The sequence below is a fragment of the Sulfurimonas sp. C5 genome, from assembly GCF_029872055.1.
Classification (GTDB): Bacteria; Campylobacterota; Campylobacteria; order Campylobacterales; family Sulfurimonadaceae; genus Sulfurimonas.
Genome location: NZ_JARXNQ010000005.1, coordinates 124326 through 150828 on the forward strand (window position 1 = coordinate 124326; position 26503 = coordinate 150828).

28 protein-coding genes are annotated in these 26503 nt (G+C 35.7%); 7 read left to right on the plus strand and 21 right to left on the minus strand.

Features of this window, described 5'->3' with window-relative positions; genetic code table 11:
• Positions 1 to 7: 7 nt before the first annotated feature.
• Entirely contained in the window at positions 8 to 1270 is a 1263-nt protein-coding gene (locus P6N22_RS09145; RefSeq protein ID WP_280332272.1) for a hypothetical protein, read from the minus strand.
• 157 nt (positions 1271 to 1427) lie between these two features.
• Here P6N22_RS09145 and P6N22_RS09150 point away from each other — a divergent pair, with 157 nt between their 5' ends.
• Entirely contained in the window at positions 1428 to 1985 is a 558-nt protein-coding gene (locus P6N22_RS09150) for a CDP-alcohol phosphatidyltransferase family protein (RefSeq protein ID WP_280332274.1), read from the plus strand.
• Between the two features lies 1 nt (position 1986).
• Here the strand turns inward: P6N22_RS09150 and P6N22_RS09155 are convergent, their stop codons facing one another.
• From P6N22_RS09155 to rmuC, 7 genes are read right to left on the minus strand one after another with little or no spacing between them, the layout of a single operon-like run.
• Complete coding sequence (locus tag P6N22_RS09155; RefSeq protein WP_280332276.1) at positions 1987 to 2373, minus strand: DoxX family protein; 387 nt, start codon at positions 2371 to 2373, stop codon at positions 1987 to 1989.
• Between the two features lie 8 nt (positions 2374 to 2381).
• Entirely contained in the window at positions 2382 to 2570 is a 189-nt protein-coding gene (locus P6N22_RS09160; RefSeq protein ID WP_280332277.1) for a hypothetical protein, read from the minus strand.
• Positions 2567 to 5629 (minus strand): CusA/CzcA family heavy metal efflux RND transporter, encoded by a 3063-nt coding sequence (locus P6N22_RS09165; protein ID WP_280332279.1) that lies wholly within the window; start codon positions 5627 to 5629, stop codon positions 2567 to 2569. The genes P6N22_RS09160 and P6N22_RS09165 overlap by 4 nt, the downstream gene beginning before the upstream one ends.
• On the minus strand, positions 5622 to 6680 hold the full coding sequence (locus P6N22_RS09170) for an efflux RND transporter periplasmic adaptor subunit (RefSeq protein WP_280332281.1): 1059 nt from the start codon (positions 6678 to 6680) through the stop codon (positions 5622 to 5624). Before P6N22_RS09170 ends, P6N22_RS09165 begins: the two co-directional genes overlap by 8 nt.
• Positions 6677 to 7846: a TolC family protein gene (locus P6N22_RS09175; RefSeq protein ID WP_280332283.1), complete on the minus strand. Its 1170-nt coding sequence runs from the start codon at positions 7844 to 7846 to the stop codon at positions 6677 to 6679. The genes P6N22_RS09170 and P6N22_RS09175 overlap by 4 nt, the downstream gene beginning before the upstream one ends.
• A gap of 50 nt (positions 7847 to 7896) precedes the next feature.
• Positions 7897 to 8175, minus strand: coding sequence for a hypothetical protein (locus P6N22_RS09180; RefSeq protein ID WP_280332284.1), 279 nt, complete (start codon positions 8173 to 8175; stop codon positions 7897 to 7899).
• A 59-nt stretch (positions 8176 to 8234) separates the two neighbouring features.
• Positions 8235 to 9416, minus strand: a complete 1182-nt coding sequence (gene rmuC / locus P6N22_RS09185) for a DNA recombination protein RmuC (protein WP_280332286.1) — start codon at positions 9414 to 9416, stop codon at positions 8235 to 8237.
• 256 nt (positions 9417 to 9672) lie between these two features.
• On the opposite strand from rmuC, the gene P6N22_RS09190 reads away from it, so the two are divergent.
• Positions 9673 to 11193: a DEAD/DEAH box helicase gene (locus tag P6N22_RS09190; RefSeq protein ID WP_280332288.1), complete on the plus strand. Its 1521-nt coding sequence runs from the start codon at positions 9673 to 9675 to the stop codon at positions 11191 to 11193.
• Positions 11194 to 11220: 27 nt separating this feature from the next.
• Positions 11221 to 11628 (plus strand): HIT family protein, encoded by a 408-nt coding sequence (locus P6N22_RS09195; RefSeq protein ID WP_280332290.1) that lies wholly within the window; start codon positions 11221 to 11223, stop codon positions 11626 to 11628.
• Between the two features lie 102 nt (positions 11629 to 11730).
• Here the strand turns inward: P6N22_RS09195 and P6N22_RS09200 are convergent, their stop codons facing one another.
• The 7 genes from P6N22_RS09200 to metK all read right to left on the minus strand — a co-directional run bounded on the left by P6N22_RS09200 (position 11731) and on the right by metK (position 16391).
• The gene (locus tag P6N22_RS09200; RefSeq protein WP_280332292.1) at positions 11731 to 12729 is read right to left on the minus strand and encodes a beta-ketoacyl-ACP synthase III; all 999 of its coding nucleotides are present in this window, start codon (positions 12727 to 12729) and stop codon (positions 11731 to 11733) included.
• A complete protein-coding gene (gene plsX, locus P6N22_RS09205; protein WP_280332294.1) occupies positions 12729 to 13727 on the minus strand; it encodes a phosphate acyltransferase PlsX in 999 nt (332 codons plus the stop codon). Before plsX ends, P6N22_RS09200 begins: the two co-directional genes overlap by 1 nt.
• Positions 13728 to 13730: 3 nt before the next feature.
• Positions 13731 to 13880, minus strand: coding sequence for a 50S ribosomal protein L32 (gene rpmF / locus P6N22_RS09210; RefSeq protein WP_280332296.1), 150 nt, complete (start codon positions 13878 to 13880; stop codon positions 13731 to 13733).
• 20 nt (positions 13881 to 13900) lie between these two features.
• Positions 13901 to 14257: a hypothetical protein gene (locus tag P6N22_RS09215; RefSeq protein WP_280332298.1), complete on the minus strand. Its 357-nt coding sequence runs from the start codon at positions 14255 to 14257 to the stop codon at positions 13901 to 13903.
• Positions 14258 to 14272: 15 nt separating this feature from the next.
• Positions 14273 to 14686 (minus strand): nucleoside-diphosphate kinase, encoded by a 414-nt coding sequence (gene ndk, locus P6N22_RS09220; RefSeq protein ID WP_280332300.1) that lies wholly within the window; start codon positions 14684 to 14686, stop codon positions 14273 to 14275.
• Between the two features lie 157 nt (positions 14687 to 14843).
• Positions 14844 to 15128: a 4Fe-4S dicluster domain-containing protein gene (locus P6N22_RS09225; RefSeq protein WP_280332302.1), complete on the minus strand. Its 285-nt coding sequence runs from the start codon at positions 15126 to 15128 to the stop codon at positions 14844 to 14846.
• Positions 15129 to 15230: 102 nt separating this feature from the next.
• Positions 15231 to 16391, minus strand: a complete 1161-nt coding sequence (gene metK, locus P6N22_RS09230) for a methionine adenosyltransferase (protein ID WP_280332303.1) — start codon at positions 16389 to 16391, stop codon at positions 15231 to 15233.
• 217 nt (positions 16392 to 16608) lie between these two features.
• Between metK and P6N22_RS09235 the strand changes: the two genes are divergently transcribed.
• Positions 16609 to 17205 (plus strand): peroxiredoxin, encoded by a 597-nt coding sequence (locus P6N22_RS09235; protein ID WP_280332305.1) that lies wholly within the window; start codon positions 16609 to 16611, stop codon positions 17203 to 17205.
• 14 nt (positions 17206 to 17219) lie between these two features.
• Here the strand turns inward: P6N22_RS09235 and P6N22_RS09240 are convergent, their stop codons facing one another.
• Genes P6N22_RS09240 through P6N22_RS09250 form a run of 3 tightly spaced genes read right to left on the minus strand, consistent with a single transcriptional unit; the run spans position 17220 to position 19538 of the window.
• Complete coding sequence (locus P6N22_RS09240; protein WP_280332307.1) at positions 17220 to 17360, minus strand: hypothetical protein; 141 nt, start codon at positions 17358 to 17360, stop codon at positions 17220 to 17222.
• 31 nt (positions 17361 to 17391) lie between these two features.
• Complete coding sequence (locus P6N22_RS09245) at positions 17392 to 18282, minus strand: DMT family transporter (RefSeq protein ID WP_280332308.1); 891 nt, start codon at positions 18280 to 18282, stop codon at positions 17392 to 17394.
• Positions 18276 to 19538 carry an AAA family ATPase gene (locus tag P6N22_RS09250; RefSeq protein ID WP_280332310.1) on the minus strand — a complete coding sequence of 421 codons (1263 nt, stop codon included), beginning with the start codon at positions 19536 to 19538 and terminating at the stop codon, positions 18276 to 18278. The genes P6N22_RS09245 and P6N22_RS09250 overlap by 7 nt, the downstream gene beginning before the upstream one ends.
• 100 nt (positions 19539 to 19638) lie before the next feature.
• Between P6N22_RS09250 and P6N22_RS09255 the strand changes: the two genes are divergently transcribed.
• The 3 genes from P6N22_RS09255 to P6N22_RS09265 are packed head-to-tail and all read left to right on the plus strand — an operon-like array spanning position 19639 to position 23129.
• Positions 19639 to 21207: a phosphoethanolamine--lipid A transferase gene (locus P6N22_RS09255; RefSeq protein ID WP_348542139.1), complete on the plus strand. Its 1569-nt coding sequence runs from the start codon at positions 19639 to 19641 to the stop codon at positions 21205 to 21207.
• Entirely contained in the window at positions 21194 to 21904 is a 711-nt protein-coding gene (locus P6N22_RS09260; protein ID WP_280332312.1) for a phosphatase PAP2 family protein, read from the plus strand. The genes P6N22_RS09255 and P6N22_RS09260 overlap by 14 nt, the downstream gene beginning before the upstream one ends.
• Positions 21876 to 23129, plus strand: a complete 1254-nt coding sequence (locus P6N22_RS09265) for a diguanylate cyclase (protein ID WP_280332314.1) — start codon at positions 21876 to 21878, stop codon at positions 23127 to 23129. Before P6N22_RS09260 ends, P6N22_RS09265 begins: the two co-directional genes overlap by 29 nt.
• Here P6N22_RS09265 and P6N22_RS09270 read toward each other — a convergent pair.
• The 3 genes from P6N22_RS09270 to P6N22_RS09280 are packed head-to-tail and all read right to left on the minus strand — an operon-like array spanning position 23115 to position 26468.
• Positions 23115 to 24242 (minus strand): VWA-like domain-containing protein, encoded by a 1128-nt coding sequence (locus tag P6N22_RS09270; protein WP_280332315.1) that lies wholly within the window; start codon positions 24240 to 24242, stop codon positions 23115 to 23117. The two genes, P6N22_RS09265 and P6N22_RS09270, sit on opposite strands and share 15 nt — an antisense overlap.
• Before the next feature lies 1 nt (position 24243).
• The gene (locus P6N22_RS09275; protein WP_280332317.1) at positions 24244 to 25233 is read right to left on the minus strand and encodes a MoxR family ATPase; all 990 of its coding nucleotides are present in this window, start codon (positions 25231 to 25233) and stop codon (positions 24244 to 24246) included.
• Positions 25230 to 26468: a hypothetical protein gene (locus P6N22_RS09280; protein WP_280332318.1), complete on the minus strand. Its 1239-nt coding sequence runs from the start codon at positions 26466 to 26468 to the stop codon at positions 25230 to 25232. Before P6N22_RS09280 ends, P6N22_RS09275 begins: the two co-directional genes overlap by 4 nt.
• Positions 26469 to 26503: the final 35 nt, after the last annotated feature.

A 26503-nucleotide genomic window follows, 5' to 3' on the forward strand; every position in this document is an offset into this window, starting at 1 on the left:
ACCTCTTTTAAAAATTATAATTTATCATAAATTGCATTCTATCGTAGTCATATTCTGTTTTTAGTGCATTTTGCTTATCTTCGCTTAATACATAAATGAATGCCACTAAAAATTCATCATTTACATTGTATTCTATATTGAAATTTTGCTCTACGATATGTGCTTTATCACCGTTACTATCTGCTTTGCCTAAAAAATCTCCATACGCATAAATCAGCGATATGTTTTCGTGATTATACCCCAATCCTGAAACTATTGCATTAACTTCTCTGTCTTTAGAGATATTATCAAGAATCATCATGTCCATATTTGTAAATAAAGTTCCTCCTCCAAAACCGGAAAAACTTTCTTTATCTTGTTTCTTGTCAGCATGGTTGTAAGAAACATTGATACCCAAACCGCCAAATACGACTTCAAACAATCCACCATAAATACTTGCACTGTTCCCACTGTTTTTCAACTCTTCTTCATTAAGATACTGTGCCATTGTATGTATTGTAACAGAGTCATTAATCGGATACTCAACACCGAAGTCTACATAAAAAGCATTCAAACTATCACTGATATTATAGTACCAGGATTGAAATTCCCACATATCGTAATATTTTGCACCGGCAAAATTCACACCATTGTTACCTATTTTTCTCCAACCATCGTCTAAACCGTTTTCAAGATCTATTCCGTGCCAAGATTGAATATTTCCAGCCATCAACTGCCATCCGTCATTATCATAAGATGCAACATAGGCTTCAAATGTATTTTGGATCATTCTAATATCATCACTATCTGCTAAAGGTGTGTTAAGCACTTGGCGACCAGCTCTGAAATTAAAATTTCCTGTTCTATAGTTTAGATACGCTTCACTAAGATCTTCATCTTCACCCTCCGATGATGAAAGTTCCGTATTTCTATGTGTATTACTTCCGCTTAACCATGTAATATCTTTTGAAGCATAAAATGCGATACCAGCATTAAAACCTTTATATTCTGCTAGTTCATATTTTAATATCCCACCTATAGCAGTTGCATATGTATCAGGAGTGCTGTCCTTATGATTGTAACCTGCATAAGCAACTCTAAGTTGCCCGCTAATTTCTCCGTTTTTAAACATATTTTTGAAATTATCAACAACAGAAACCTCTTTTTCTTCAAGCTTTCCGATCTCATAAACTGCCTCTCTTACGGAATCGCTTCTTTGTTGAACTTCAGTTTCTCCATACAGGGTAACTGATAATAATGCCATTAATAAGATTGAAATTTTACTGTTCATCTAGTAACCTTTTTAATTTTTATTCTTTATATTGAGAATGATAATCAAAAACAGCTTATTCTATTCTTAATATTGATAATGTATATCAATTTCAATAATTGTTTAATATTTTATTCTTCTGCTATAATTTCAAAAAATAACAAGGCTTATAGATACTATGAAATTCCTTTTTACTCCTTCATCTCACTTTAACCTCGCCAATATGTTCACTTTTGTCAATATAACAGCCGGTTTACTTGCAACTTATTTCATAACACAAAATAATTTTTTTATAGCAATTATTCTTGCATGGATTGGTGGTGCATTTGATATATTTGACGGGAAAATTGCAAGAAAATTTCAACTCTCTAATGAGTTTGGGATTCAGCTTGACAGTTTTGCAGATTTTTTAAGTTTTGTACTTGTACCTGTATTTTTGATCTTTCAAGCGACATACTCAAAAAGCTTTGAAGGGATAGAGCTTGTTTTAGCAGGTGCAGTGAGTATCTTTTATGTAATCTCCGGTCTTAGACGTTTAATCCAGTTTAACATTAATTCAGATGCAGGTTCTGTTGAGAAGTTTTTTGTTGGGGTACCGACACCGCTTGGAGCGATTCTTCTTTGGTTAGTGTACTTGGCAAATACATATAGTTTTTTACCGAGTTACGGTGTTATTGCCTTAATGGCACTTATCGGCTGGAGTTTAAACTCAAAAATAAAGGTGAAACACCTTTAAATTATTTTGAGTTTACGCTGTACTTTCCGCTTCCTAATAAAACGACTAAAATACTCATAATAAAATATACCAGAGGTAATTCCCAGCTAATACCGCCGTGTTTTGAAATTGAAAGAGAAAACCCATATGCCATGTAAATAGCTACAAACATATTGAATGCTAAAACACCCGCAGCAACTCTTGCATATAAACCTAAAATGATAAAAATAGGTGCTATTAATTCTCCTACAAACACTCCATAAGCAAAAAAAGTTGGAATGATTGTCGGTTCTAGCATCGCTTTAATTCCTGAAATTCCATGAATAATCTTATGAATACCGTGAAACAGAATTAAAATTCCGAGTGAAAGTCTTAGTATTAGTTTTGCTAAATCAGGGTTTTGTAACATCTATATCCTTATTTCTTTTCTCTAAACTTACAAGAGCCTACGCTAATCTCTTTCCCGCTTTTTATAACTTCTTTAATATATTTGAGTGTACCTTGGGGATCGGCATCACCAACCTCTTCAGCAATGATTTTAAGTAAATCTGCTTCAGAAGTAAGTGACCATGTTTTTTCGTAGTTGTATTTTGTTTCTATCTTCATGATAGATTTATATCATTATTCTCTTTAATAAATCTTTTATACAGCATCGGTAAAAGCACCAAAGTAAGAGCTGTTGATGAGATTAATCCGAAAATAACAACTATTGCAAGCGGTTTTTGAATCTCAGATCCAGGTCCAGTTGCAAAAAGCATAGGTACAAGTGAAAGCGCTGCAATCGTTGCCGTCATCAGTACCGGACGAAGTCTTCTTTTTGCCCCTTGAATAACCACATCTTTGATATTCATCGTTTGTGCCAGTTCGTTAAAATAACTAACCATTACAACACCGTTAAGAACAGCAATACCAAGAAGTGCAATAAAACCTACTGAAGCCGGAACCGAAAGGTAGCTGTTTGTCAGATACAATCCGAATATTCCTCCCATCATAGCAAGAGGTATCGTCGTAAAAATAATTATACTTTGTACGATTGATTTAAACGTCATATACAAGGTCATAAAAATAAGTACAAGAGCAATCGGTACAACAAGTGATAATCTCGACATCGTAGCCTGTTGATTTTTAAACTCTCCGCCAAAAGTCAGAGAATATCCGGAAGGCAATTCCACATCTTTGGCAATATTTGCTTTAAGATTATCAACAAAAGTAACCAGGTCCGTTCCGCTTACATTTGTCTGGATAGAAACAAAACGTCTCGCTTTTTCATGTTTAATCTCAACAGGTCCGCTGCTTCTTACAATGTCTACAACTTCTAAAAGAGAAACTGCTTCCCCCATAGAACCTACAAGATAGATCTCATCAAGATTTGTCGTTTTATAATCCCCTTTGACAACAATTGAAAACTGCTTCATCCCTTGATAAATCGTTCCAACCTCAACACCGCTTACAGCAGCTTGAAGCAGATGAGCCACATCACTTTTATCAAGTCCGTAATTTCCAAGTTTTTCTTCATTAAAACGAAGCTCTTGGTATGCAGCACCCTCATTTTGACGCATATAAACATCTTCCGAACCTTGTGTGTGTTGAGTAATCTCTTTGATCTTTGTTCCCAGTTCATTAAGTTTATCTATCTCTTCACCAAATACTTTAATAACTACATCACCGCGGGCACCTGTAAGCATCTCTGAAGTTCTCATCTCGATTGGTTGGGTAAAGCCGTATTCTATCCCCTGGATCTCTTCAAGAGTTTTCCTCATCTGCTCTTTAAGCCATTCTACGTCTTGTTTTCTCCACTCTTCTTTAGGTTTAAAAACCAAGAATGTATCTGTATCATTTAACCCCATCGGATCTAGTCCAATCTCATCCGAACCTGTTCTGGCAATAATCGATTTGATTTCCGGAATTTCCTGCATCAGTTTTTTTTGTATCTCCGTAGCTAATGTTATCCCTGCAGGTATATTAATAGACGGCGGTGTTTCAACACCGATAACAATATTCCCTTCATCCATTGTCGGCATAAACGTTTTACCGATAGTTGAAAATGCAAAAAATGTCCCTACTAGTAAAACAGCTAAAAGTGTATAAATAAACTTTTCAGCTTTAAATGCTTTATGTAATAGCGGTTCATACCACTTGATTAAATGTTTCATTAACCATGTCTCTTCGTGAGATACTTTCCTAATTAAAAACGATGCAATTGTCGGAATAACAAAAAGTGCCAAAAAGATTGCCGAGGCAAGTGTAAACACAATACTCAGAGCAACCGGAGCAAAAAGTTTTCCCCCTAAACCTTGCAGCATCAATAGCGGTGTAAACACAATGATAATAATAAACACACCCGAAATAATAGGCGTGCTTACCTCTTTTGCAGCAACATAGATCGTATGTAATCTACTTTCATTTCTCTCTTCAGAAAGTCTTGCTATAACATTCTCTACAAGTACAACACCGGAATCAACTATCATCCCGATCGCAATGGCAATACCTCCGAGACTCATCAAATTCACACTGATACCAAAATAGTACATACAAATAAATGCACTTAATATTGAAAGCGGCAAAATCAATGCAACAGTAATCGCAGAAACAAAACTTCCTAAAAATAAAAATAGTATTATTAATACAAGAATAATCGCTTCGGTAAGAGATTTTTGTACCATATTTACTGCTTTTGAGATGAGATCTTTTCTATCGTAAAAGATCTTGATCTTTGTCCCCTCCGGTAAATTGCTCTCGAGTTCATCCAAACGCTGTTTAACTTGCGATGTTACACGTGATGCATCTGCACCTTTAAGTCCGAGAACAAGACCCTCTACTGCTTCACCCTTACCGTCTTTTGTCACATACCCGTAGCGTGTAAGCTTATCAGTTGCTACTTGTGCTATATCTTTTAAGCGGACTATCGCACCGTTTTCGTCAACTCTGATCACTAAGTTTGAAAGAGAATCACTGTTTTTCATACTTCCAGGAAGTCTCACTAGCAATGCTTCATCTCCACGCTCAATTCTTCCTGCTCCAAAATTGGCATTGTTTTTCTCAATCTTATTTTCTATATTTTCTAAAGTAAGTCCAAGCGATGCCATCGCCGCAAAATCCGGTTTAATTCTGAATGTTTGTACTTCCCCGCCAAGTGCATTTACATCTGCTACACCCTCTATGTTTCTAAGGCTTGGACGAATAACCCAGTCAAGCAGCGTACGCTTCTCCATTAAAGACAATGTGTCCGACTCAATAGTAAACATTAAAATTTCACCCAGAGGTGTTGTAACAGGGGCAATACCTCCGCTCATTGTTGCCGGCAGCGAGTTTTTAATATTATTGAACCTTTGATATACCCTGTCTCTTGCCCAATACAGATCAGTACCCTCTTCAAAGTCGATCGTAATATCTGCTAAAGCATATTTAGATATAGAACGTACTATCTTTTGGTGAGGAATCCCCTGCATCTCTAATTCAATAGGAATCGTAATCTGCTGTTCAATCTCTTTTGGCGTCATCCCGGGCGATTTGATAATAATCTTTACCTGTGTAGTAGATACGTCAGGAAAAGCATCAATCGTTAATTTAGAGTACGAAAACACACCGCCAACAGCAAGAGCTAAAGCAATAATTAGTGCAAGTACTCTTTGTTGTAAAGCTATTCCAATGAGTTTTTCAATCATTGCTTTGTGCCTCCACAGCACCCTTAAGTGCTATAGCACCGCTTGTCACGATCAGATCATTTGTATGTAAAGTTTGAGATGTTACGTATACTTTACTTGTATCTCTATTTAAAACTGTTACATTTACCAGTTTATATCCGTTATCCACTTTTACGAAAAGAGCCGCTTTATCATCTACACTTACAATTGCTGATGCAGGTAATTCATATGCGTCTTTCGGCCAAAACAGTTTGATATTTTTCTTCTCTTCAGGTAAAACACTCATACCGTTTTTACTTAACAGATGTACAGCCAGTGTTTGTGTTCTGGGATCAATCTTTGCCGCAATTGATTCCACTTCAACAGGAGACTCGCCTATAAAAAGTTTTGAACCTACATGTAACTCTTTTGCTAAAGCTATCGGTAATGAAAGTTCAAGATGAGTTTTAGCAGTATCAACAACACTCATCATGTGATCTCCGCGTTGTAAGTACATTTTCGGAAAGATATTTAGATCTGCTATTTTTCCTGAAATCGGTGCATATATCTTAATATCTGTAATAGCTTTTTTTGTCTGCGTAATTGTTTCTATCTGCTTAGAACTCAGTCCCCATTCTTGCAGTAAATTTCTATAAAATTTTAATTGTGTTTTATATTTTTCAGAAATATTTTGTGCCATAAGATACTGTTTTTTTGCAACAACTGCTGCTTCGTAAAGAGGCTTTAGTCTTTTGAGTTCGTTTTGATTATACTCCTCTTCAATAAGAAGATTTATATATTCTGCTTCAAGCTCCAGTAGTTTAGGACTTTTTATAGCAGCTATAACTTTCCCTTGTTTAACATTGTCATAGATGTTCACACCTAAAGTTTCAACTATCCCTTCTAAAGGTGCATCAATTCTAAAAGTAGCATCTGCAGGAAGATGTCCCTGTGCCAGATAACTTCCTAGATATACACTCTTTGTCGCTTTTACCTTTGTTGTTTTTATCATTGCGTCATTTCCTGCAACTACCAAGTCATTTGCGAATAATGTCGCTAGTGTTATCAAATTTAAAATTGCTATTTTTATCATTTTTTTACTCCTTGTGGATCTATAGAATATTCATACATATATTGTGCAACTGCATTGTGTCTTTGCAGCTTCAAATCTAAAATTGTCTCAATCATTTTCAGTTTTGTTTCCGTTGCTTTAATCATTGAAAGAAAACTCTCTTCACCGGCCATAAATCTCATATTACTTTGATTAATCAGTTGATTTGCTTGTGCTACGATAATTTTTTCGCTGCTTAAAAGATATTTTTTATATATATCAAGTCTGCTTTTTAAAGCACTGCTTTCATGTCTGTACTGGTTACGTAATGATTCAAGTTCATAATTAGCTGCACTCATTTCGCTCATTGCTTTAGCACGTTTTGCTTCATTTTTTTCACCGAACTTGAGTGGAATAGAAAGTCCAATCATATATCTGTTTGTATCCAGTTCATCTGTGTATTTTGCTTCTACGTTCACACTATTGAAAGTTTGCTGGCTTACTTTTAGTGCAGCATCGCTTTTTTGTACATTTGTCTCTAAAACAGGCCATAAGGCCGAATATTCAGGATCAAACAGTTTATCTATATCTGCTTCTAAATTTTTGCATTCGAACTGCCCGTCGAAATCTACTAGAACCTTTATTTGAGACTCATACATCTGTACCAGATTTTCAAGTTTTGAAAGTTCTAAATTCAAACTCTCTAACGCCAAAGTTGACATAACAACTTTAGAATTATCGAACTCACCGTACTCTGCACCTTTTTGCATATGAGCTTTGATGTCATCATATACGGAAGAGAGTTCTGCTTTTGCTTGCAGTGCTTCCATAGCTACACAATAATCCCCGTATAACTGCCAAATCTTTACTTTGTAACGGTTTTCTAAACTGTTAGCTTGCAAATTTTTATATGTATCACTTTGTTGTAAAAAATTATCTATCTTTGAACTATTGATAAAAACTTCTTTTGAAATGGCAACTTCATACTCAACTCCAGAATCTGAATGATCTTTGAGATCAGCGTATGTTACTCCGCCGTTCACGTTAAAGCCACCTGCAGACATATCTACTTTTGTAGATTGATACTCTGCATTTAATATAGCTAATTTACTTTTGTAACTTGTGCTTTGAGGAACTTTTTCATACAGTACCTCAATATTTTCTGCCATAACTATATAAGGCAGTAACAATATAAGAATATATCTCATATTTTAAATTCCTTTATAAATATTAAAATGATTTTTTATATGAATGGAATCTATGCTAATTGAGGGGGTTTAAATAAAGAAATATGAAAGTTATTGAATGTAAGATTTTTTAATGAGTAAGTGATTTTTTCTTCTACTTCAACATAACTACTATTATCGTTTGAAGTTAAAATCATCGGTATATGAAAAACGTTATGTTCAGCTTGTATTAGTACTTTTTTTGGTTTGTCATCTTGTGTCAAATCCATTTGCATAGTTATATAGTCATGCCCTGCAAAAAATAACATTGCAACCAATAAACCGCTTAAAATGAATTGTACCCTTTTCATAAAGTGAAGTATATCCACTATCTAGTTTACAAAAAGATAAATTTGTAAACTAGTTTTCTCTATTCATCTTCACTTGTGCTTATCGGCAGCTCTTTTTTTGTTTTTATTCCAAGTGCAACTATATTTTGTGCACGTTTAATCACATTACCGCGCCCTGAACTTAAGCGATTCATCGCTTTTTCATACGAGTCATGTGTTCTTTGAATCTGTGTGCCTATATGGTTCATTTCTTCTAAAAACAGCACTAATTTATCATACATCGCTTCAGCTTCTGCAGCGATTTTCAAAGCGTGTTCCTCTTGTCTTTGAGTTCTCCAGATATGCTCTATTGTTCTAAGTGTTACAAGTAGTGTAGATGGAGAGACAACCAGGATATTTTGATCATACGCATTTTTGAAAAATTCACCGTCACTCTCTAGTGCAAGTAAAAAAGCTCCTTCTATCGGCATAAAAAGTAATACGAAATCTAATGTATTCACCCCTTCAAGTTTTTCATAACTTTTTTGACTCAACTGTTTTACATGATTAGAAATACTTGTTATATGTTCTTTAAGTGCTTGCTTTTTTTCAATCTCATCTTCACTACTCATAAAACGTTCATATGCAACGAGTGATACTTTAGAGTCTATAACGATATCTCTTTCACCAGGCATATGTACGATTACATCTGGTCTGTATGTTTTATTTTCTTCGTTTTTCAAGGTAGCTTGAAGCTCGTACTCTACACCTTTTCTAAGACCAGACTGCTCAAGTATTTTTTCTAACACTATCTCTCCCCAGTTGCCTTGAGTCTTATTTTCCCCTTTTAATGCCTTTGTCAAATTCAATGCTTCACTTGCTAGTTGTGCATTCATCTCTTTTAAACGCGAGAGTTCATCTTTTAATAAGTGACGATCTTTTATTTCTACTTCAAACTGCTCACGCGTCTGTTTCGAAAAATTTGCCACCTGCTCTCGAAACGGTTTAAGTAAAAGTTCCAATTGCTCTTTATTCGAACTGCTAAACTGTTTTGATTTGTCTTCAAAGATCTGATTTGCCAGATTTTTAAACTCTTTAGAGAGGTCCTCTTTTGCCGACTTTAAGATGTTAAGTTTTTCGTTTGAAGCTTTTATCTCGGCTTCATAAGTACTTTTTAGTGCTATATACTCTTTTTCTGTATTATTCAGTAATTCTCGTAAACTTTGTGTTACTGCTTTCTCTTTAAAAAGTACAAAAAACGTAGTCAATAATGAAACTATCAAAAATAAAATTATTATAATATTTATATCAATCTGCAAAAATATCCCCTTAGAAATTATAAAATTATTATATCCCCTTTTTCTTTAAGCCTTTAAATATATTACAATTTGCAATATATAAACTTAAGCTATCTAAAGAATTAATAATTTTAATAACTTCTATGGTTTATTTGGGTATAATTCGCAAAACAATTTGAGGAGAAGGTGCTATAGAGAGTTTAAATAGTCTGTATCATCTCCTTAATACACAAGGAAAATGATGCAAGACAATGCACAACAAGAAGAAAAAGTACTAACATTTGATGAGTTAGGCTTAAAAAAAGAGATACTAAAGAGTATCAAGTTTGCAGGGTTTACTAGCCCTTCTCCAATTCAAGCACAAGCAATCCCAGTAGTTTTAGCTGGCCGTGACATGGTAGGTCAGGCACACACTGGTACAGGAAAAACTGCAGCGTTCAGTCTTCCGGCACTTAACAACATGAAACTTGACGGTTCAGTTGAACTTTTAGTTATCACTCCTACTCGTGAATTAGCTACCCAAGTAAGTGACGAAATTTTCAAATACGGTAAAAATCTTGGTGTTAGAACAGTAACTGTATATGGTGGAAGTTCATATAAACGTCAAATTGATCTTATTTCTCGCGGAGCGAATGTTGTAGTTGCTACACCAGGAAGAATGTTAGATATTTTAAAGAAAAACATGTTACCTGATTTTGCTCCAAGCATGATTGTGCTTGACGAAGCTGATGAAATGCTTGATATGGGATTCTTAGATGACATTACTGAAATTTTTTCATTCATGCCTACAGATCGTCAAACATTACTTTTCTCAGCTACTATGCCTCAACCAATCAAAAACCTGGCGCATAAAATCTTAGAAAATCCGGAATTTGTTTCTATCACAAAAGGTGAAACTACAAATGCCGATATTGAACAACTTTATTATGTAATCGATGAGCATGAGCGTGATGATGCGATCATTCGTTTAATGGATAGTGAAAGTACGAATAAGTCTGTAGTATTTTGTAGAACAAAATCTGAAGTAGATAGACTTTCAAACGTACTTTCAAATGCAGGATATTTAGCAAACGGTTTACATGGAGATATGGAACAACGTCAACGTGAAACAGTTATTAAAGGTTTCAAATCTAACTCTGTTAAAGTGTTAGTTGCAACTGACGTTGCGGCACGTGGTATCCATGTTAATAATATCTCTCACGTATTTAACTACCATATTCCGTTTGACCCTGAGTCTTACGTACATAGAATTGGTCGTACAGGTCGTGCAGGTACTAAAGGAAAGGCGATTACACTTTTAACTCCTTTAGAGTTTAAAGAACTGCAAAAGATCAAAAAAATCGTTGGGACTTCAATGGAACATGCTTTTGTACCGAGTAAAAATGATCTTCGTCAAACAAATATTGACAATATCGTAAAAAGCATTGAAGATCAAAAAATCTATGATGAAGCACACCTTATTCTTGATAAACTTAAAGAGGATATTGATGAAGAGACAATTATGTACAAACTCATCTCTATGATCCTTAACAAGCAAGAGATTAAAGGACCTAGCAACATCGGTATCCCTGCAGATAAACTTGAAGCTATTTTAGATCGTGCAAACAGAAGAGGCGGAGATAGAAATTCTAGAGGTCGCGGTGGAAACAGACGTGGTGGCCATAGAAACTCTAGAGGCCGTTCAGGAGGATCTCGTGAAGGTGGATCACGTGATGGTGGTTCTCGCGGCGGAGATTCTAGAAGAAGAAATAGAAACCGCTAAAATTTCTCTTTCCATCCAATCCGTTTTATGTTACAATTAACAAAAACGGATCTCCCGATGCATATCATTTTTGAAAATCAATATTTTTACATTGAAAAAGAAGAGAGTCAGATTCCCTGGCTCAAAGTTTTCACTCAAGAACCCCATAAAGAGTTAAGTGAACTTTCTGCTGAAGTCAGAAGCCAATTGTGGGAAATTGTAAATATAATTGAAAAAGAGATGATTGCATACTACAAACCTACAAAAATCAATATTGCATCTTTTGCAAATATGCTTCCTCGCGTACATATCCATGTAATGGCCCGTTTTGAAGACGATAACTACTATCCAAACCCTATGTGGGGTGAAAAATTAAGAGATAATGAATTATATCTTCCCGATGAAGAAAAATTTTTTAAAAGAGTGTTTACTACTTTACAAAAATATGTACAATAAATAATGTCAATTTCAGGGAAAATGTTTATTTTATAGAGTAACTTACTCTAAGTTATATAATGAAAGAAAGGCCAAATCTCAATGAAGAAATTTGGCAAAATGTTATTTTAACGGGCTAAAAGGAACCAGTGCACTTCCCCAAGTTAATCCGCCGCCAAAAGCATCAAGAAGCATTAACTCACCAGCTTGAAGTTTACCCTCTTCATAGATATCATTAATAGCCATAGGGATAGAAGCTCCAGAAGTATTTCCGTATTTTGCAACCGTAAGTACCACTTGTTCATCTTTTAGCTTCAGCGCATCACCTACCGCTTTAATAATACGGTAGTTAGCTTGATGCGGCACAAAGTGAATTACATCTTCACTTACGATATTGTTTGTTTCTAAAATGTCTTTTACATCTTGTGTAAGTGTTCTTACTGCAACTTTGAAAGTTTCATTCCCTTTCATTTGCATGAAACAGCTAGCAGCTTCTTGATCTAATGAATCGTGAGCTGAACCGCTTCCACCGTTTGGCGTCATAAGTAAATCAGCATATTCACCATCAGCACCAGTATGAACATCGATGATAGCTTCCTCTTTATTATCAGTTGCAGAGATAACAGCAGCCCCTGCACCGTCACCAAACAAGATACAAGTTCCACGATCAGTGTAATCTGTAATAGCTGAAAGTTTCTCTGCACCGATGATTAGTACATTTTTTTTCATACCAGCTTCAATAAAAGCTTTTGCAATTGAAAGGATATATACAAATCCTGTACAAGCAGCAGAGATATCAAATGCTGTTGCATTTTTAATACCTAATTTTGTAGCGATAATAGTAGCTGTTGAAGGCATACAAAAATAATCTGGTGAGATAGTCGCACAAACAATCATATCAATTTCTGATCTGTCTATACCACTTCTCTCTAATGCTTTTTCTGCAGCTTTCATGCCAAGGTCACTTGTAAACTCATTTTCCGCTGCAATATGGCGTTCTTTTATACCGGTTCTTTTTGTGATCCATTCATCTGAAGTATCAACAATCTTAGTTAAATCTTCGTTTGTTAAAATTTTTTCTGGAACATAAGCACCAATAGAACGAAATGCAGCGTATGCCATTAAGCTTCCTTTTGTTTTAACTTAGCTAATCTTGTTTCTATATGCTGGTTTACACCTGTATCAACATATCTGATAGCTTGATAAATTGCATTTTCAATCGCTTTGGCATTACTTTTACCATGACTTACGATTGCACAACCTTTAATACCGATAAGTGGAGCTCCACCAACCTCGGCATAGTCGATCTCTTTTTTAAGAAGTTTAAAAACTCTTCTCATTAAAAGTGCACCTGTAATAGCAATAGGTGATTTACGAATGTAATCTTTGATAAGCACAGAGATTGTCGAAGCAACCCCTTCACTAGCTTTAAGCACAAGATTACCTACGAAACCGTCACAAGTAATAACATCACAACTTCCGTTGAAGATATCTGCACCTTCAACGTTTCCTTTAAATCCTGGATAACCCTGCAGTAATTTAAATGTTGCCTTTGTTAATTCATTTCCTTTAGAATCCTCTTCACCATTTGCTAAAAGCCCGATTGAAGGTTCCTGGATTGCTAAAACATCTTCAGCATAACATCCACCCATTACGGCAAACTCTGCTAAATGTTCCGGTTTAGAATCAACATTTGCGCCAACATCAAGTACTACAGAACGGCGTCCTGTTCTTGTAGGCATTAAAGTAACAAGTGCCGGGCGTGAAACATGTTTTAAACGACCTAGACGTAAAGTTGCCAAAGTCATTGTTGCACCACTGTGACCTGCAGAAACAACTCCTTGAGCTTCACCGTTTTTTACAAGTTCAACAGCTTTATAGATCGTGCTTTCTTTACGTTTAACCGCATCAGTTGCAGCATCGTGCATAGAAATCACATCATCTGTTTCTATTATAGAAATCTTATCTCTATAACTTTTCGGTAATAGAGGTAAAATTTCATCTTTTTTACCCACTAATATAGGTGTAAATTTTTTCTTTTTTAGTGCGTTTACACAACCCTTTACAATTGGCTCGGGACCAAAGTCCCCACCCATTGCATCAATTGCAATTGTTACCATTAATTATTTATACTCACCAGTTGTAGGATTGATGTGGTGTGGTAATCTGTAAGTTCCGTCTTTGTCTTTAACTGGACGAGCTAAAGAAATTTTGTAGTGTGTTCTACGTTTTGCTGAACGTGCGTGAGACACTCTTCTCTTAGGTACTGCCATAATCTATTCCTTTTTTAAATTTAGTCTTCTTGACAATTATCACAAGCATGATAATCGCTTTTTATTAATTCGATCTCTGAATGCAAAAGTTCATCTAAATCTGCATGACCGTCAAAAGATTCAACAACATCAAGTTCGATATCGTCATTACTTTCATAAATACCGTCAGATATAAAGAACTCTATATCTTCATCTACCGAAATCTTCATATCCTCTGCGCAAATATCGCAAGGTTTATCAAGCTTTCCGTTTAAATTTGCTTTGAGCAAAATTAACTTAGGGCTATGATACTCCAAATAACCTTTAAAAGTCATATCACCAGACTTTATTTCAAAGTCTAATGGAGTATTTGTTACTTTTCTAAGTAGTATTTTCAAAAAATACAGCTTATATTATGCAATTTCTCTTTCTGAGAAAAAGAAAGCAATTTCGATCGCTGCATTTTCTAAAGAATCACTTCCGTGAACTGCATTAGCATCTATATTTTCAGCGAAATCTGCACGGATTGTACCTGCTTCAGCTTCTTTAGGGTTTGTTGCACCCATAAGATCACGGTTCTTTTGCATTGCATTTTCACCTTCTAAAACAGAAACTACAACCGGTCCACTAATCATAAAATCAACTAAATCGTTGAAGAAAGGTCTTTCAGCGTGAACTGCATAAAATGCTTCTGCATCAGCTCTGCTTAATTGAAGTTTTTTAGTAGCTGCGATTTTAAGACCATTGCTTTCAAAACGATCTAAAATTTTGCCTATAACACCCTTTGCAACTGCATCTGGCTTGATGATTGATAGTGTACGTTCCATCAAATCTCCTCTGAAAATATAAAATTAGGGTGCGATTATATCTAAAAAAAAGTATATTGTAGTTTAAAATTTGAATTTTTTGATTTATTTTAGGAAAGATGTCTATTTTTAGACAGAAGTTGTGAGGCAAAATGCCCCACAATTATAAAAGTTAGAACTATTCTACGATTGGTTCTTGGTTTGCACGTTGCTCATCAGTGATGTCTGTACGGTGCTCTGGAGAATCTCCGATAGCATCCCATACGATACAACCTTCTGTAGGACATGCAGTAGCACATGCTGGCTCATCGTGGTGACCAACACATTCAACACATTTATCACCGTAAACGTAATAAATTTCTTCACCCGTTGGATTATCATCCTCATCTACGATAGCTTCAACTGGACACTCATCAATACAAGCACCACAGTTAATACATGTATCATTAATATATACTGCCATTATTTTCTCCTGTAATAATTATGAAAGTAACTATACAATGAAGAGTTTTAAATGTAGCTAAAACTTATCATATAGTTTACTAAGTGTAATAATTCGTTACACTTAGATATTTAAAAAGCTTTTGATTGCTTCAACTTTATTTGTTTTTTCCCAAGTAAAAGTATCTTCTTCACGTCCAAAGTGACCATAAGCCGCTGTTTTTCTATAGATTGGACGAAGAAGATCAAGGTCTCTAATTATTCCTGCAGGTGAAAGATCAAAAATCTCTTTTACACATGCTTCTAATAGTTCTTCTTCTACTTTACCTGTTCCATGAGTATCAACCATAATTGAAACAGGTTGTACTACACCGATTGCATACGCTACTTGAATTGTTGCTTTGTCACATGCACCTGAAGCTACTAAGTTTTTAGCAACCCATCTAGCAGCATATGCAGCACTTCTGTCAACCTTGGTCGGATCTTTTCCTGAGAATGCTCCACCACCGTGAGGACAGCTTCCACCATAAGTATCTACGATAATCTTACGTCCAGTAAGTCCTGCATCACCTTGAGGACCACCGATTACAAACTTCCCTGTAGGATTGATATGGAAAACTGTACCTTCATGTATCATCTCAGCAGGAATAACTGCCTTGATTACTTCATTGATAACATCTTCATGTATTTGTTCCTGACTTACTTCAGGAGCGTGTTGTGTTGATACAACAACAGTTTCAACCGAAACAGGTTTACCCTCAACATATTTTATACTAATCTGTGCTTTTCCATCGGGACGAAGATAAGGGATTACTCCATCTTTTCTTACTTGAGCCAGTCTTTGCGTTAAACGATGTGACAGGTAAATAGGTAAAGGCATAAGCACATCTGTTTCACGACATGCATATCCGAACATTAAACCTTGATCACCTGCACCGATTTCACCACTTGCTTGATCAACACCTTGATTAATATCAGGTGATTGTTCACCGATTCCATTTAAAACCGCAGCAGAACGGTAATCAAAACCGTATGTAGCATCAGTATAGCCTATCTCTTGAACCACTTTTCTTGCAATCTCTTGCATCGGCGCGTACGCCGTAGTCTTCAGTTCGCCTGCTATTACACAAAAACCATTAGATACTAGAGTTTCACATGCAACTCTAGCATTTTTATCATTTTCAATAATATAATCCAGAATTGCATCACTGATCTGATCAGCCATCTTGTCAGGATGCCCTTCTGTTACAGACTCTGAAGTAAATATGTACTCTTTTTGTGACATTATTTATCTCCCGTCATCGATTGTTTATTGAAATATAAAGTCATGCTTCATAAATCGACGGAATTATACATTATTAATTGTTAATTTGATTTGAGAATCTAAATGATAAAAATTATCCTTAACTTAAAATAATCATTTACCTAAAGCATCCAAAAGTTTATTAATCAAATTTAGATAGAATTTTGGTAATTTTAAATTCAAAAAAAGGACATATATAATGTTAGTAACAAACAAAGCTCCAGACTTTACAGCAACAGCAGTATTAGCTGACGGTTCAATCGTAGAAGATTTCAATTTAATGAACAACTTAGGTGAAAAGGGTGCAGTACTTTTCTTTTATCCATTAGACTTTACGTTTGTTTGTCCATCTGAAATCATTGCTTTCTCTCATAGAATCGAAGAGTTTACTTCTCGTGGTGTTAATGTAATCGGTGTATCTGTTGATTCTCAATTCTCACACTTTGCATGGAGAGAAACTCCAGTTGAAAAAGGTGGTATCGGTAGAATTAAATACCCATTAGTAGCTGACCTTTCAAAATCAATTTCTAGAGATTACGATGTACTTTTCGGTGAGTCTGTAGCTCTTCGTGGTTCATTCTTAATCGATGCAGACGGTACAGTTCGTCACGCAGTAATCAATGATTTACCACTTGGACGTAACATCGATGAGATGATCCGTATGGTTGATACTATGCTATTTACTAACGAGTATGGTGAAGTATGTCCAGCTGGTTGGAACAAAGGTGACGAAGGTATGAAAGCTTCAACTGAAGGTGTAGCTGAATACTTAGCAAAACACGAGTCTGAGCTGTAAGCTCTGACTCTATCCTATTCTCTATCTAACTTATCTAGAGATTTTTCACTCGCAGTATTTGCACGATAATACTCTTTATCTGAAACTCCACTATTTTTAGAACTACAAGCACTTAGAACAAGCATTATCATTAGACTCATTAAAATATATTTCATTCTAACTCCTTATGAAGTATTATAATATGTTTTAAGCTTTTTTCCTACTAACTAATATACCGCCTAAGATAATAAGTGATATACCTAAAAATGTTAAAGTATCAGGAAAAGCATCACCAAGTAAAAATCCAAACCCTATTGCAAAAGGGATGTTTGTATAACTTATGACCCCTACTACACTTAACTTCTTAGCACTATATGCTTTTGTAAGCAGCCACTGTGATAGTGTAGAGATGATTGCCATCACACCAATATAAAACCATACTTTTGTATCACTCGGAAGTATGAACTCAGGAAATAAAAATGCCAAGCTTTGGGACACTTCAACAAATGGTGCTGTTAAAAACAACATTGCAGGGAGTAAAGTTCCTACACTTACAAATGATAAGACGATGACCCGGGAATCATAAATATCTTTGATCTTTTTAATAGTTGTATAGGCTGCTGCAGCAAAGAAACCTCCAAGCACTCCTAAAATATGTTCATAGGAAAGACTCATACCAAAAGGTTTAACGATCAGGATAACACCTATAAAACCTATAAGAAGTGCCAAAAGTGTTAAAGGACTTAATTTTTCTCCCAAAAGATAAAAAGCAAGAATCGTTACAAAAAACGGAGAAGTTTTATTGAGCGTAATTGCCTCTCCAAGAGGAATAATTGTAATTGTATAAAAAAACAAAATCATTGCAACAAAACCAAAAAATCCACGTGTAAACAAAAGGTGAAATTTTCCGCCGCCGAGTTTTGGCGGTGTATGTCTGAGTGCATAAAGAATTAAAAAAATTCCTATCATATTTCTAAAAAACACAATTTCTAATGCTGAAATATCATCTGAAAGGATTTTAGTTAGAGCACCGTTAAGTGCTGAGATCAATGCTGAAAGGAGCATATAAAGTATGCCGTTGTCTAACTGCCTTAACATAATGAACCTTCCTGTACAAATCTCAGAGCTCTTTTATCTACAAAAGCAAGATTGTACCATTGAGTATTTGGAGCAATTAAAATGAGATGGAGCGGATTTGAACTACGTGAGAGTGCTACATAAAATTGTGAAGGGGCAAATATCTCTTTTGTATCTATAATTAAACTCTCTATACTCATCCCTTGAGATTTATGAATTGTGATTGCAAAAGCGAGTTTAACAGGATACTGATAGATTGAAAAACTGTTCTCCTCTACCATCTCTTTTGTCCCGTTAACAGTTTTTTCTACCCAATGTGATTTGCTTTGAGCAACCGCTTCTAGTTTCACAACCCGTCCGTCTGATTTTTGTACATAAAGGTACTGAGTGTCTATATTTACAATTACGCCGCGTTCACCATTATAATAGTTCCATGCATTTCTTGTAAAAAGTACCGGTGCATTGATTTTGAGTTCCAACTCTTTCTCTATTCTGGCATCGTCAAAAAAACGCTCTATCTCTTTATCATTGACACTCTCTTTATGTTTTACGATCTGGGCTTCTTTTGTATAAAGATCCCCCTCGATCAGTTCTAGTTGCTTTTTATTGTGATGTGAAGCCGAAACATTTTTTCCAAATAAAAAAGTGTATTGACTAAAATCATGCGGCAGCGGTTTTATATAGTGGTTAAGTTGGTTATGTACATTTTCATCTACATAACCGTATCTGATCTGTTGCAAGAGTTCGATAAAAGCTTTATCATCCGTTCTATAAACATGTGTTAATTCTATAATCTCAAATGCAAGCTCTTGCCAACTTGGTGCTTCAAACGCAAATCCGACACTGTTATAACCTTTCACAACAGGCGGAAGTTGTAAAAAATCACCAACAGCCAAAATATTTCCTTTAAAGTCACACTGCTTGAGACGAAATGCAATCATTTCTAAAGTATTATCACTCACCATAGAGATCTCGTCAATCACTATAAGGTCTATAGACGCAACTAATTTTTTCGTCTTTTTTTTCGGTTCTAATTTACCGTTTTTCTCCAATTCATCCAATGAACCGGAAATCCCAAAGTCAAAAAAACTGTGCAGAGTCTGTCCGCCAACAAGTGTTGCAGCCATAGCAGTCGAGGCAAGTTTAGCCACTTTTTTAGCTTCAGATTCAAAATGTTTAATAACATCTAAAGTAATTGTAGTTTTTCCAACCCCGGCACCTCCGGTTAAAAAAACATTGGATCCGGCTTCAAGAAGAGTAAGAACTTCATTTTTCATGGGTGCAATCGTAACAAGTATTTGTTTAAATTTGATACAATTGCGAAAATTAAATAAGGAAACCATTATAAAAACACTTACTCAAACAAAACTGATCATTTTGACGGCAATATTTTTAGTTCTTTTTGATAACTACTCATTTTTTCATAATGTTTTAGAGGTGTATCCTTTTGCTTTTGCAAACTCTGGATTTATAATCTCTTTAGGCGTTGTTTTGGCATCTGTAATAACATTGCTTTTTACACTTGTAAGTTCAAAATATACGACAAAGACCATTTTAATTACAGTACTTATCGTCTCTTCTATGACAAACTATTTTATGAACTCTTATAAAGTAGTCATTGATGATACTATGATCAGAAATATGATGCAAACGGATATGGCAGAATCTTTGGATCTTCTTAGTATTAAACAAGTACTCTATTTTATCTTTTTGGGACTATTGCCAGCTTTTGCTGTTTATAAAGCAAAAATTGAATATCGTTCCTTTAAAAAAGAGATGTTTTCCAAAATAATAACTGTTTTTGGTGCTTTAGCCCTGGTATTACTTTCTGTATTCACTTTTTCAAAATACTATACATCTTTTTTCCGTGAACATAAACCACTACGTTACTCAACGAATCCAACTTACTGGATTTATTCAACTGGAAAATACATTAATAAAACATTTAACTCAGGTCCTATTATTGTCAAACCATGGGGTGAAGATGCAAAGATTGATGAGGATGCAAATACAACAAAAAAACTTGTTATCTTTGTTGTGGGTGAAGCAGCCAGAGCTGATCACTTTTCACTCAACGGCTATGAAAGAGATACAAATCCACGTTTAAGTAAAGAGGACATTATCAATTTCTCAAACGTATTTTCATGTGGAACTTCAACGGCAGAATCGGTACCTTGTATGTTCTCACCATTTGATAGAGATGAATATACATACAAAAAAGGGATCACACACGAAAATATTCTAGATGTACTTGCACATACAAATGACATAGCAGTTTTATGGCGTGATAATAACTCAGACTCTAAAGGGATGGCTCTAAGAGTTCCTTATGAGAACTATAAATCTAATAAACTTAACACAATCTGTACAGATGAGGGTGAATGTCGTGATGTCGGTATGCTTGTAGGACTTGGTGATTTCATAGAAAAAAATAAAGATAAAAATATGTTTATTGTTTTACACCAAATGGGTAATCACGGTCCGGCATATTACAAACGTTATCCAAAAGAGTTTGAAAAGTTTACGCCGGTATGTGAAACAAACCAACTTGAAGAGTGTACACAAGAAGAGATCAAAAATGCCTATGATAATGCATTGCTATATACAGACTTTTTCCTTTCAAAGACAATTTCATTTTTGAAACAATATGATAAAGACTACAAAACTGCAATGTTTTACATGAGTGACCATGGTGAATCCCTTGGTGAAGGCGGTGTATATCTTCACGGGCTTCCATACTTTATGGCACCTGATGCACAAACACACATCGGAGCATTCATGTGGTTAGGCGAAAAAATGAAGCAAGATGTTAATATAGAGAAACTTGAAGCTGTAAAAGAGAAAAAGTTTACTCAAGACAACTTGTTTCACTCAATGCTAGGTGTCTTTAAAGTAAAAACAAAAGTATACGATAAAGATTTGGATGTCTTTAATGGCAAGCACTAAAAATATTTTTATTACTTTTGCTCTATTAATATTTAGTATCATCTTTTTTGGTCTTAGCAGTGTTGATTATCAACTGCAAGACCTTTTTTTTAATTTCAATACCAAGTACTGGATTTTAACTCCTTATGACCAACCCTATGAGTTTATCTTTTACAGTGGAATTAAAAAACTTCTTATTATCATCAGTATTTTATTTTTGTTTTCCCTTGCATTTATAAAATTAAACAAGACAATCAAGAGTTATAAACGCGGTATTTTAGTAATTGTTCTTTCTGCAATATTTGTACCTGCAACCATAGGTGTTTTAAAAGGCAATACAAATATGCCTTGTCCGAGAGATGAAATAGCTTATGGCGGACTTTATCCAAAAACAAAAGTTTGGGAGTCTTTCCCCCAAGAAGTCCTTGCACGCGGACAGCAACTAAAATGCTGGCCTGCAGGACACGCAAGTGGCGGATTTGCTTTAATGAGTTTCTTTTTTCTATTTAAAAAAAGAAGAAACAAATACCTGGCTCTTGGTGCTGCATTAATAATCGGCTGGGCTATGGGTACATATAAAATGATTATAGGGGATCATTTTTTAAGTCATACTGTTATAACAATGATACTGGCATGGCTAATCATTTTAATAATAGCACGTGCTACAAAAGTTGAAGAGGTAAAAGAACATGGACACACAAAGAATACTGATAGTTGAAGACAATAAAGCTCTCGCAAAACTGATCGCAAAAAAACTCTCTCTGTCTTTAAAGATGGAGATCGATACTGCCTACTCTATGGCAGAAGCAAAACTTTTTTTGACACGCTATAAATACTTTGTTACCGTTTTAGATGTAAACCTTCCTGATGCTCCTGATGGAGAGGTGATTGACTATGCACTGAAAAAAGAGAACCATGTCCTAGTATTAAGTGCAAATATCGACAAAGATTTCAGAAAGAAAATGCTTGAAAAGAACATTATTGATTATATCAATAAAAGCGGTACGCACGACATCGACTACATTATCACAACGATTAAAAGATTAACTCAAAATCAAAAGCATAAAATCTTGGTTGTAGATGATTCAATGATGTTTAGAAAACAGATGAAAACAATGTTAGAGAATCTTTTCTTTAATGTTATCACCGTAGCTCACGGTGAAGAAGCACTGGGTATTTTACAAACTCAGCCTGATATCTCTTTAATTCTCACAGACTATAATATGCCTGTTATGAATGGACTTGAGCTGATCCAGGAAGTAAGAAAAGAGTATTCAAAAAATGAGTTATGTATCGTAGCTCTTTCAGGAAATGACGATGATGAGATCAATGCCCTGTTTCTAAAAAACGGTGCAAACGACTATATCAAAAAACCGTTTTCCAAAGAGGAGTTTTCTTGCCGTGTCACTAACTCTATTGAAGCCCTTGAAAATATTCAGGAAATTACAAAATTCTCAAATAGAGATCACTTGACGGGACTTTATAACAGACGCCACCTTTACAACATTATTGATGAACTTCTGAGTGAGATAACAGTTCGTGAAGAAAATGCTGTATTTGCTATGATTGGGATAGATAATCTTGAAGCAATTAACAATCAATACGGATACGAAACAGGAGATAAAATCATTGTAGCCTTAGCGGATATTTTGAGAAGCTCTACAAAAGCTTCTGATGTACTTCTGCGTTTTAGCGGTGAAGATTTTTATGTCCTGCTCAAAAATATCAATTTGCAAAACTCTGTAGAGGTTTTTGAACGTTTCCGCTCAGAAGTAAAAAACTTTAAACTTCCAATTACAAAAGAGAGTTCAATAGGTTTTACAATTTCTCTCGGTGCTGCAAATTATCAAGTAGAGGACTCCCTTGAGGACAACCTCAATACTGTAGATATGCTTTTATATAAAGCAAAACAAGCAGGAAAAGATCAGTTAGTCTTCGAGTAAAATGAGTCCTCCAAAGGGTATCTCTTTTTCTTTTTGAGATACCCATTTCACTTCATAAGAAGGATGCTCTTTTGGAAAAGCTCCGTCAAGATCGGTAAAATACAGAAGCAGTTTCACCTCATCTATATTTTTTTCAACAAAATCAAAAACAGGGATAAAACTCGTTCCCCCGCTTCCTATCACTTTCACGTCCAAAGGTTCGCCCGAATAAAATGTCTGGTGAGAATGGATCTTGTCATCACACACAAGCAGATCAATCTGGTAGTTTTGTACATGCTCCATCAAAAAGTTCACTTCGCTCAAGAACTGATTGAGCAGTTCTTCATCTATAGAACCGGAACTGTCAATAGCAATGACAAGTTTAAAAGTATTAGATATGTTTGAGGGAAGATATATCCCCTGATAAAGCAGTTTTTTTGAAGGAGGTATTAGAGTATAGTCATCTCTATAATATTTATCGATCGCATCTCGAAGTTCATCCCGCCAGTTCACTTTTCCAAAACCGCTAATATCAAAAAAACGCTCAATTGACTCGGGAACTTCACCGCTTTGAAACTTTTGTTCTAAAAGTGAAATGGCTTCCTCTGCCATCAACTGCTCCTGAAGTATCTCCTCTTGCAGCTCTTCCTCTGTTTGTTGTTGCTTTTGTTCATTGTTTTGTTCTACGTCTTCTGCATCATCCGCTTCATATTCTAGATCTTCATCATCGCGTAAAATGTCATCTTTTAACTCTGCATAGATCTCTTCGGCATACATCCCCGCAAAACGTTTTCTATATTCTGCACCGTATGGCATATCAAGACCGTTTTCAATCAGCATGTCATTGATCGCTATGTCCGTAGCCATACGCCATAGCCAGCCGCTGCGATTACCTTTACGGTTTTCATGTGCAAGGGCTTTATGCATCGCCCCGTTTGCCAAGATAAACTCTATCTCCGAGAGTTCAAGGTCTGCCAGATAATCTTCACGATATTCAATCTTTTTACCGTCAGATTTAAAACTCTCAATGTCATCATTTATCTCCAACGAGATCTTTGAAGCCAAAGTTCCAAAGTATGGGTACTCGACTAAAAGCTTCGCTTTGGCTTGAGAGATTTTTTGCTCTAGTTCCATTTTATCCCAACAAATAAGAGAATTTTTGCACCCACTCTTTAAACACGGCACTATGCTCCATCGTAATTCCGTGTCTTTGCAAGTCTTGAACGATCATCACCGCAAATTCCCCTTTAAGCTCCAGTGTGTACTTTAAAAGATTATCCAGTCTACTTTGATCTTTTAACACACCGCTTACAAGTGCCGAAGCAAGTGAATAAAGAACATCTATCTCTTCGGGGTATTCAAACAGCTCCCCTTCTAAAATCTGCTCAATGTTTGGCAGCCTGTCCATCACTTTGATAAAACTCAAAAACCCTACACCCACTTCTTTGCCGACAGCACCACTAAGTGTATCTAAGATCACGTCACTTCCTACGTTTGCTTTTAAGATCTTATCTACGTATTCCCAGCTTCTCGGTGTTGCAAAACTTTTTGTATCGTTTTTCGGATCGAATGTAAAAAGGTGCTCGTTTTTATAAGAGATATATGCAATAACTCTAGGATTTAAAGCCGCTTTATACGCCCACTCTCTCCAGTCATCCACATCTACATCAAGTTCAAAATGGACAAACCTGTTAGCAAGAGGTGAAGGCATTTTGTAAGTAACACCACGATCACCTTCACGATTTCCCGCAGCTACTATCGCCCAGCCATCAGGAAGTTCATACTCTCCGATCTTGCGATCTAGTATAAGCTGGTATGCAGAAGATTGTACGGCAGGAGGTGCAGAGTTTAGTTCATCTAAAAAGAGTATCCCCTCACCCTCTTTTGGTAAAAATGCAGGCGGTGCCCATAGTGCGGTATGGCTCTCTTTATCGTAAAACGGTATCCCTTTAAGGTCTGTAGGATCCATTAGTGCAAGGCGTAGATCAATAAAATCAACATTTTTTTCTTTTGCAATCTGTCTTACAATTGAAGATTTTCCAATTCCCGGAGCTCCCCAAAGAAAAGTCGGTACCTTATTGTCAATCAAAGCCGTTAACGATTTTACTAAACTTGTCGCTTTCATAACCATCCTATATTTTGTGTTTGTATATGCTTTCCGAAGCCTGCATTTGTTCTTACATAACGTTCAAACCTGCTGTCAAGCTGCATCTGATAAAGTAACTCAACAGGTGTGTTTTCATTTTGTGCCAGTTCTGAGAGGATCTCCGTCTCTCCCAAATCATAGAGTTTTGAGAGAATCTCCTGTGGAGTTGCAGAGTTTTTCGCTAGTGAGAGGTGATTGCTACTATCATTATATGCAGCTTCCAAAATAGTACTCGGTGTTGCAGGATTTTCTAAAATAATCTGCTGTAACTCATTTGACTTTTTATACAAAGACTCTAAAAACTGTGTATCTAGTGAAGTGTTTTGCGCCAAGTTTTTATCGACAGCTTCATCATCTAGATCTAAAAGCTTTTGCTGCATCTCTAAACTCAAACTCACATTACTCGCCAGTTCAACCGAATAATCTTTCAAAAGTACAAACAACTCTTCATCCAAAACAATATTCTGCGCGATTTTCTTTGCCGCTTCTTCATCTTCTATAAGTGTTTTTGCGATCTGATGATCTAGGCTAGGATTTGCATAGATTGCATCAAGTACAATTGCATCACCCTCTTTTAAAAATCTTTTCAATACTTTTTTAGGAGTTTGCGGGTGAGTTGCCAGGATCACTTTGATTTTCGGATGCAACTTTATCGGCTCTAACTCACTGATCGCTTCTAAAAGTTCTTCATTATTCGTTTGGGAGATCAGATGAATGAGTCCCGTTGTTGCAAACTGAACATTGTGATTTCTCTCAATGTTTTCGTAAAAGCGTTCAATTAAAGCCGCAGTCACGTCACGGTTATCGTCATTTTCAAAAAAATCTTCGTTTTGCCATTTATAGTTTTTCAGCAGTTTAAAAAAAAGCCCGTCGGAAATCGCCCCGTTTTGCAAAAAGCTTTTGAGCCTTGCTTTGTCGTTTGAAAGTTTCAGACTCATCAGTAACACGTTATCGTCTATCGTCTGAGCCAGTGCCTTTTCAAAAGGTTCAAGTTCAATAAACTCATACTTATACTGCTCATAGAGTTCATTCATGAGGTTTTGCTCATACGGGCTGAGAACCCTTCCCTCTAAAATGAACTTCACTCCCTCACTTACCTCATCAACAAGCTCAATATTGTGCTGTTTGAGCTGTGAGGTAAACTCATCTAAAGAGAAAGCTCTTGTTTTTCCAAGTAGTAAAATTTTCTGATTTTTCAAACTTTCTAAATTCATAAAAAGGATTATACAGCAGTTTTTTCTTCTGTTGC

Coding starts and splice junctions, on each gene's coding strand:
- P6N22_RS09145 (WP_280332272.1), bottom strand. CDS start 1,270: ATGAACAGTAAAATTTCAATCTTATTAATGGCATTATTATCAGTTACC.
- P6N22_RS09150 (WP_280332274.1), top strand. CDS start 1,428: ATGAAATTCCTTTTTACTCCTTCATCTCACTTTAACCTCGCCAATATG.
- P6N22_RS09155 (WP_280332276.1), bottom strand. CDS start 2,373: ATGTTACAAAACCCTGATTTAGCAAAACTAATACTAAGACTTTCACTC.
- P6N22_RS09160 (WP_280332277.1), bottom strand. CDS start 2,570: ATGAAGATAGAAACAAAATACAACTACGAAAAAACATGGTCACTTACT.
- P6N22_RS09165 (WP_280332279.1), bottom strand. CDS start 5,629: ATGATTGAAAAACTCATTGGAATAGCTTTACAACAAAGAGTACTTGCA.
- P6N22_RS09170 (WP_280332281.1), bottom strand. CDS start 6,680: ATGATAAAAATAGCAATTTTAAATTTGATAACACTAGCGACATTATTC.
- P6N22_RS09175 (WP_280332283.1), bottom strand. CDS start 7,846: ATGAGATATATTCTTATATTGTTACTGCCTTATATAGTTATGGCAGAA.
- P6N22_RS09180 (WP_280332284.1), bottom strand. CDS start 8,175: ATGAAAAGGGTACAATTCATTTTAAGCGGTTTATTGGTTGCAATGTTA.
- P6N22_RS09190 (WP_280332288.1), top strand. CDS start 9,673: ATGCAAGACAATGCACAACAAGAAGAAAAAGTACTAACATTTGATGAG.
- P6N22_RS09195 (WP_280332290.1), top strand. CDS start 11,221: ATGTTACAATTAACAAAAACGGATCTCCCGATGCATATCATTTTTGAA.
- P6N22_RS09200 (WP_280332292.1), bottom strand. CDS start 12,729: ATGGCATACGCTGCATTTCGTTCTATTGGTGCTTATGTTCCAGAAAAA.
- plsX (WP_280332294.1), bottom strand. CDS start 13,727: ATGGTAACAATTGCAATTGATGCAATGGGTGGGGACTTTGGTCCCGAG.
- rpmF (WP_280332296.1), bottom strand. CDS start 13,880: ATGGCAGTACCTAAGAGAAGAGTGTCTCACGCACGTTCAGCAAAACGT.
- ndk (WP_280332300.1), bottom strand. CDS start 14,686: ATGGAACGTACACTATCAATCATCAAGCCAGATGCAGTTGCAAAGGGT.
- P6N22_RS09225 (WP_280332302.1), bottom strand. CDS start 15,128: ATGGCAGTATATATTAATGATACATGTATTAACTGTGGTGCTTGTATT.
- metK (WP_280332303.1), bottom strand. CDS start 16,391: ATGTCACAAAAAGAGTACATATTTACTTCAGAGTCTGTAACAGAAGGG.
- P6N22_RS09235 (WP_280332305.1), top strand. CDS start 16,609: ATGTTAGTAACAAACAAAGCTCCAGACTTTACAGCAACAGCAGTATTA.
- P6N22_RS09240 (WP_280332307.1), bottom strand. CDS start 17,360: ATGAAATATATTTTAATGAGTCTAATGATAATGCTTGTTCTAAGTGCT.
- P6N22_RS09245 (WP_280332308.1), bottom strand. CDS start 18,282: ATGTTAAGGCAGTTAGACAACGGCATACTTTATATGCTCCTTTCAGCA.
- P6N22_RS09250 (WP_280332310.1), bottom strand. CDS start 19,538: ATGAAAAATGAAGTTCTTACTCTTCTTGAAGCCGGATCCAATGTTTTT.
- P6N22_RS09260 (WP_280332312.1), top strand. CDS start 21,194: ATGGCAAGCACTAAAAATATTTTTATTACTTTTGCTCTATTAATATTT.
- P6N22_RS09265 (WP_280332314.1), top strand. CDS start 21,876: ATGGACACACAAAGAATACTGATAGTTGAAGACAATAAAGCTCTCGCA.
- P6N22_RS09270 (WP_280332315.1), bottom strand. CDS start 24,242: ATGGAACTAGAGCAAAAAATCTCTCAAGCCAAAGCGAAGCTTTTAGTC.
- P6N22_RS09275 (WP_280332317.1), bottom strand. CDS start 25,233: ATGAAAGCGACAAGTTTAGTAAAATCGTTAACGGCTTTGATTGACAAT.
- P6N22_RS09280 (WP_280332318.1), bottom strand. CDS start 26,468: ATGAATTTAGAAAGTTTGAAAAATCAGAAAATTTTACTACTTGGAAAA.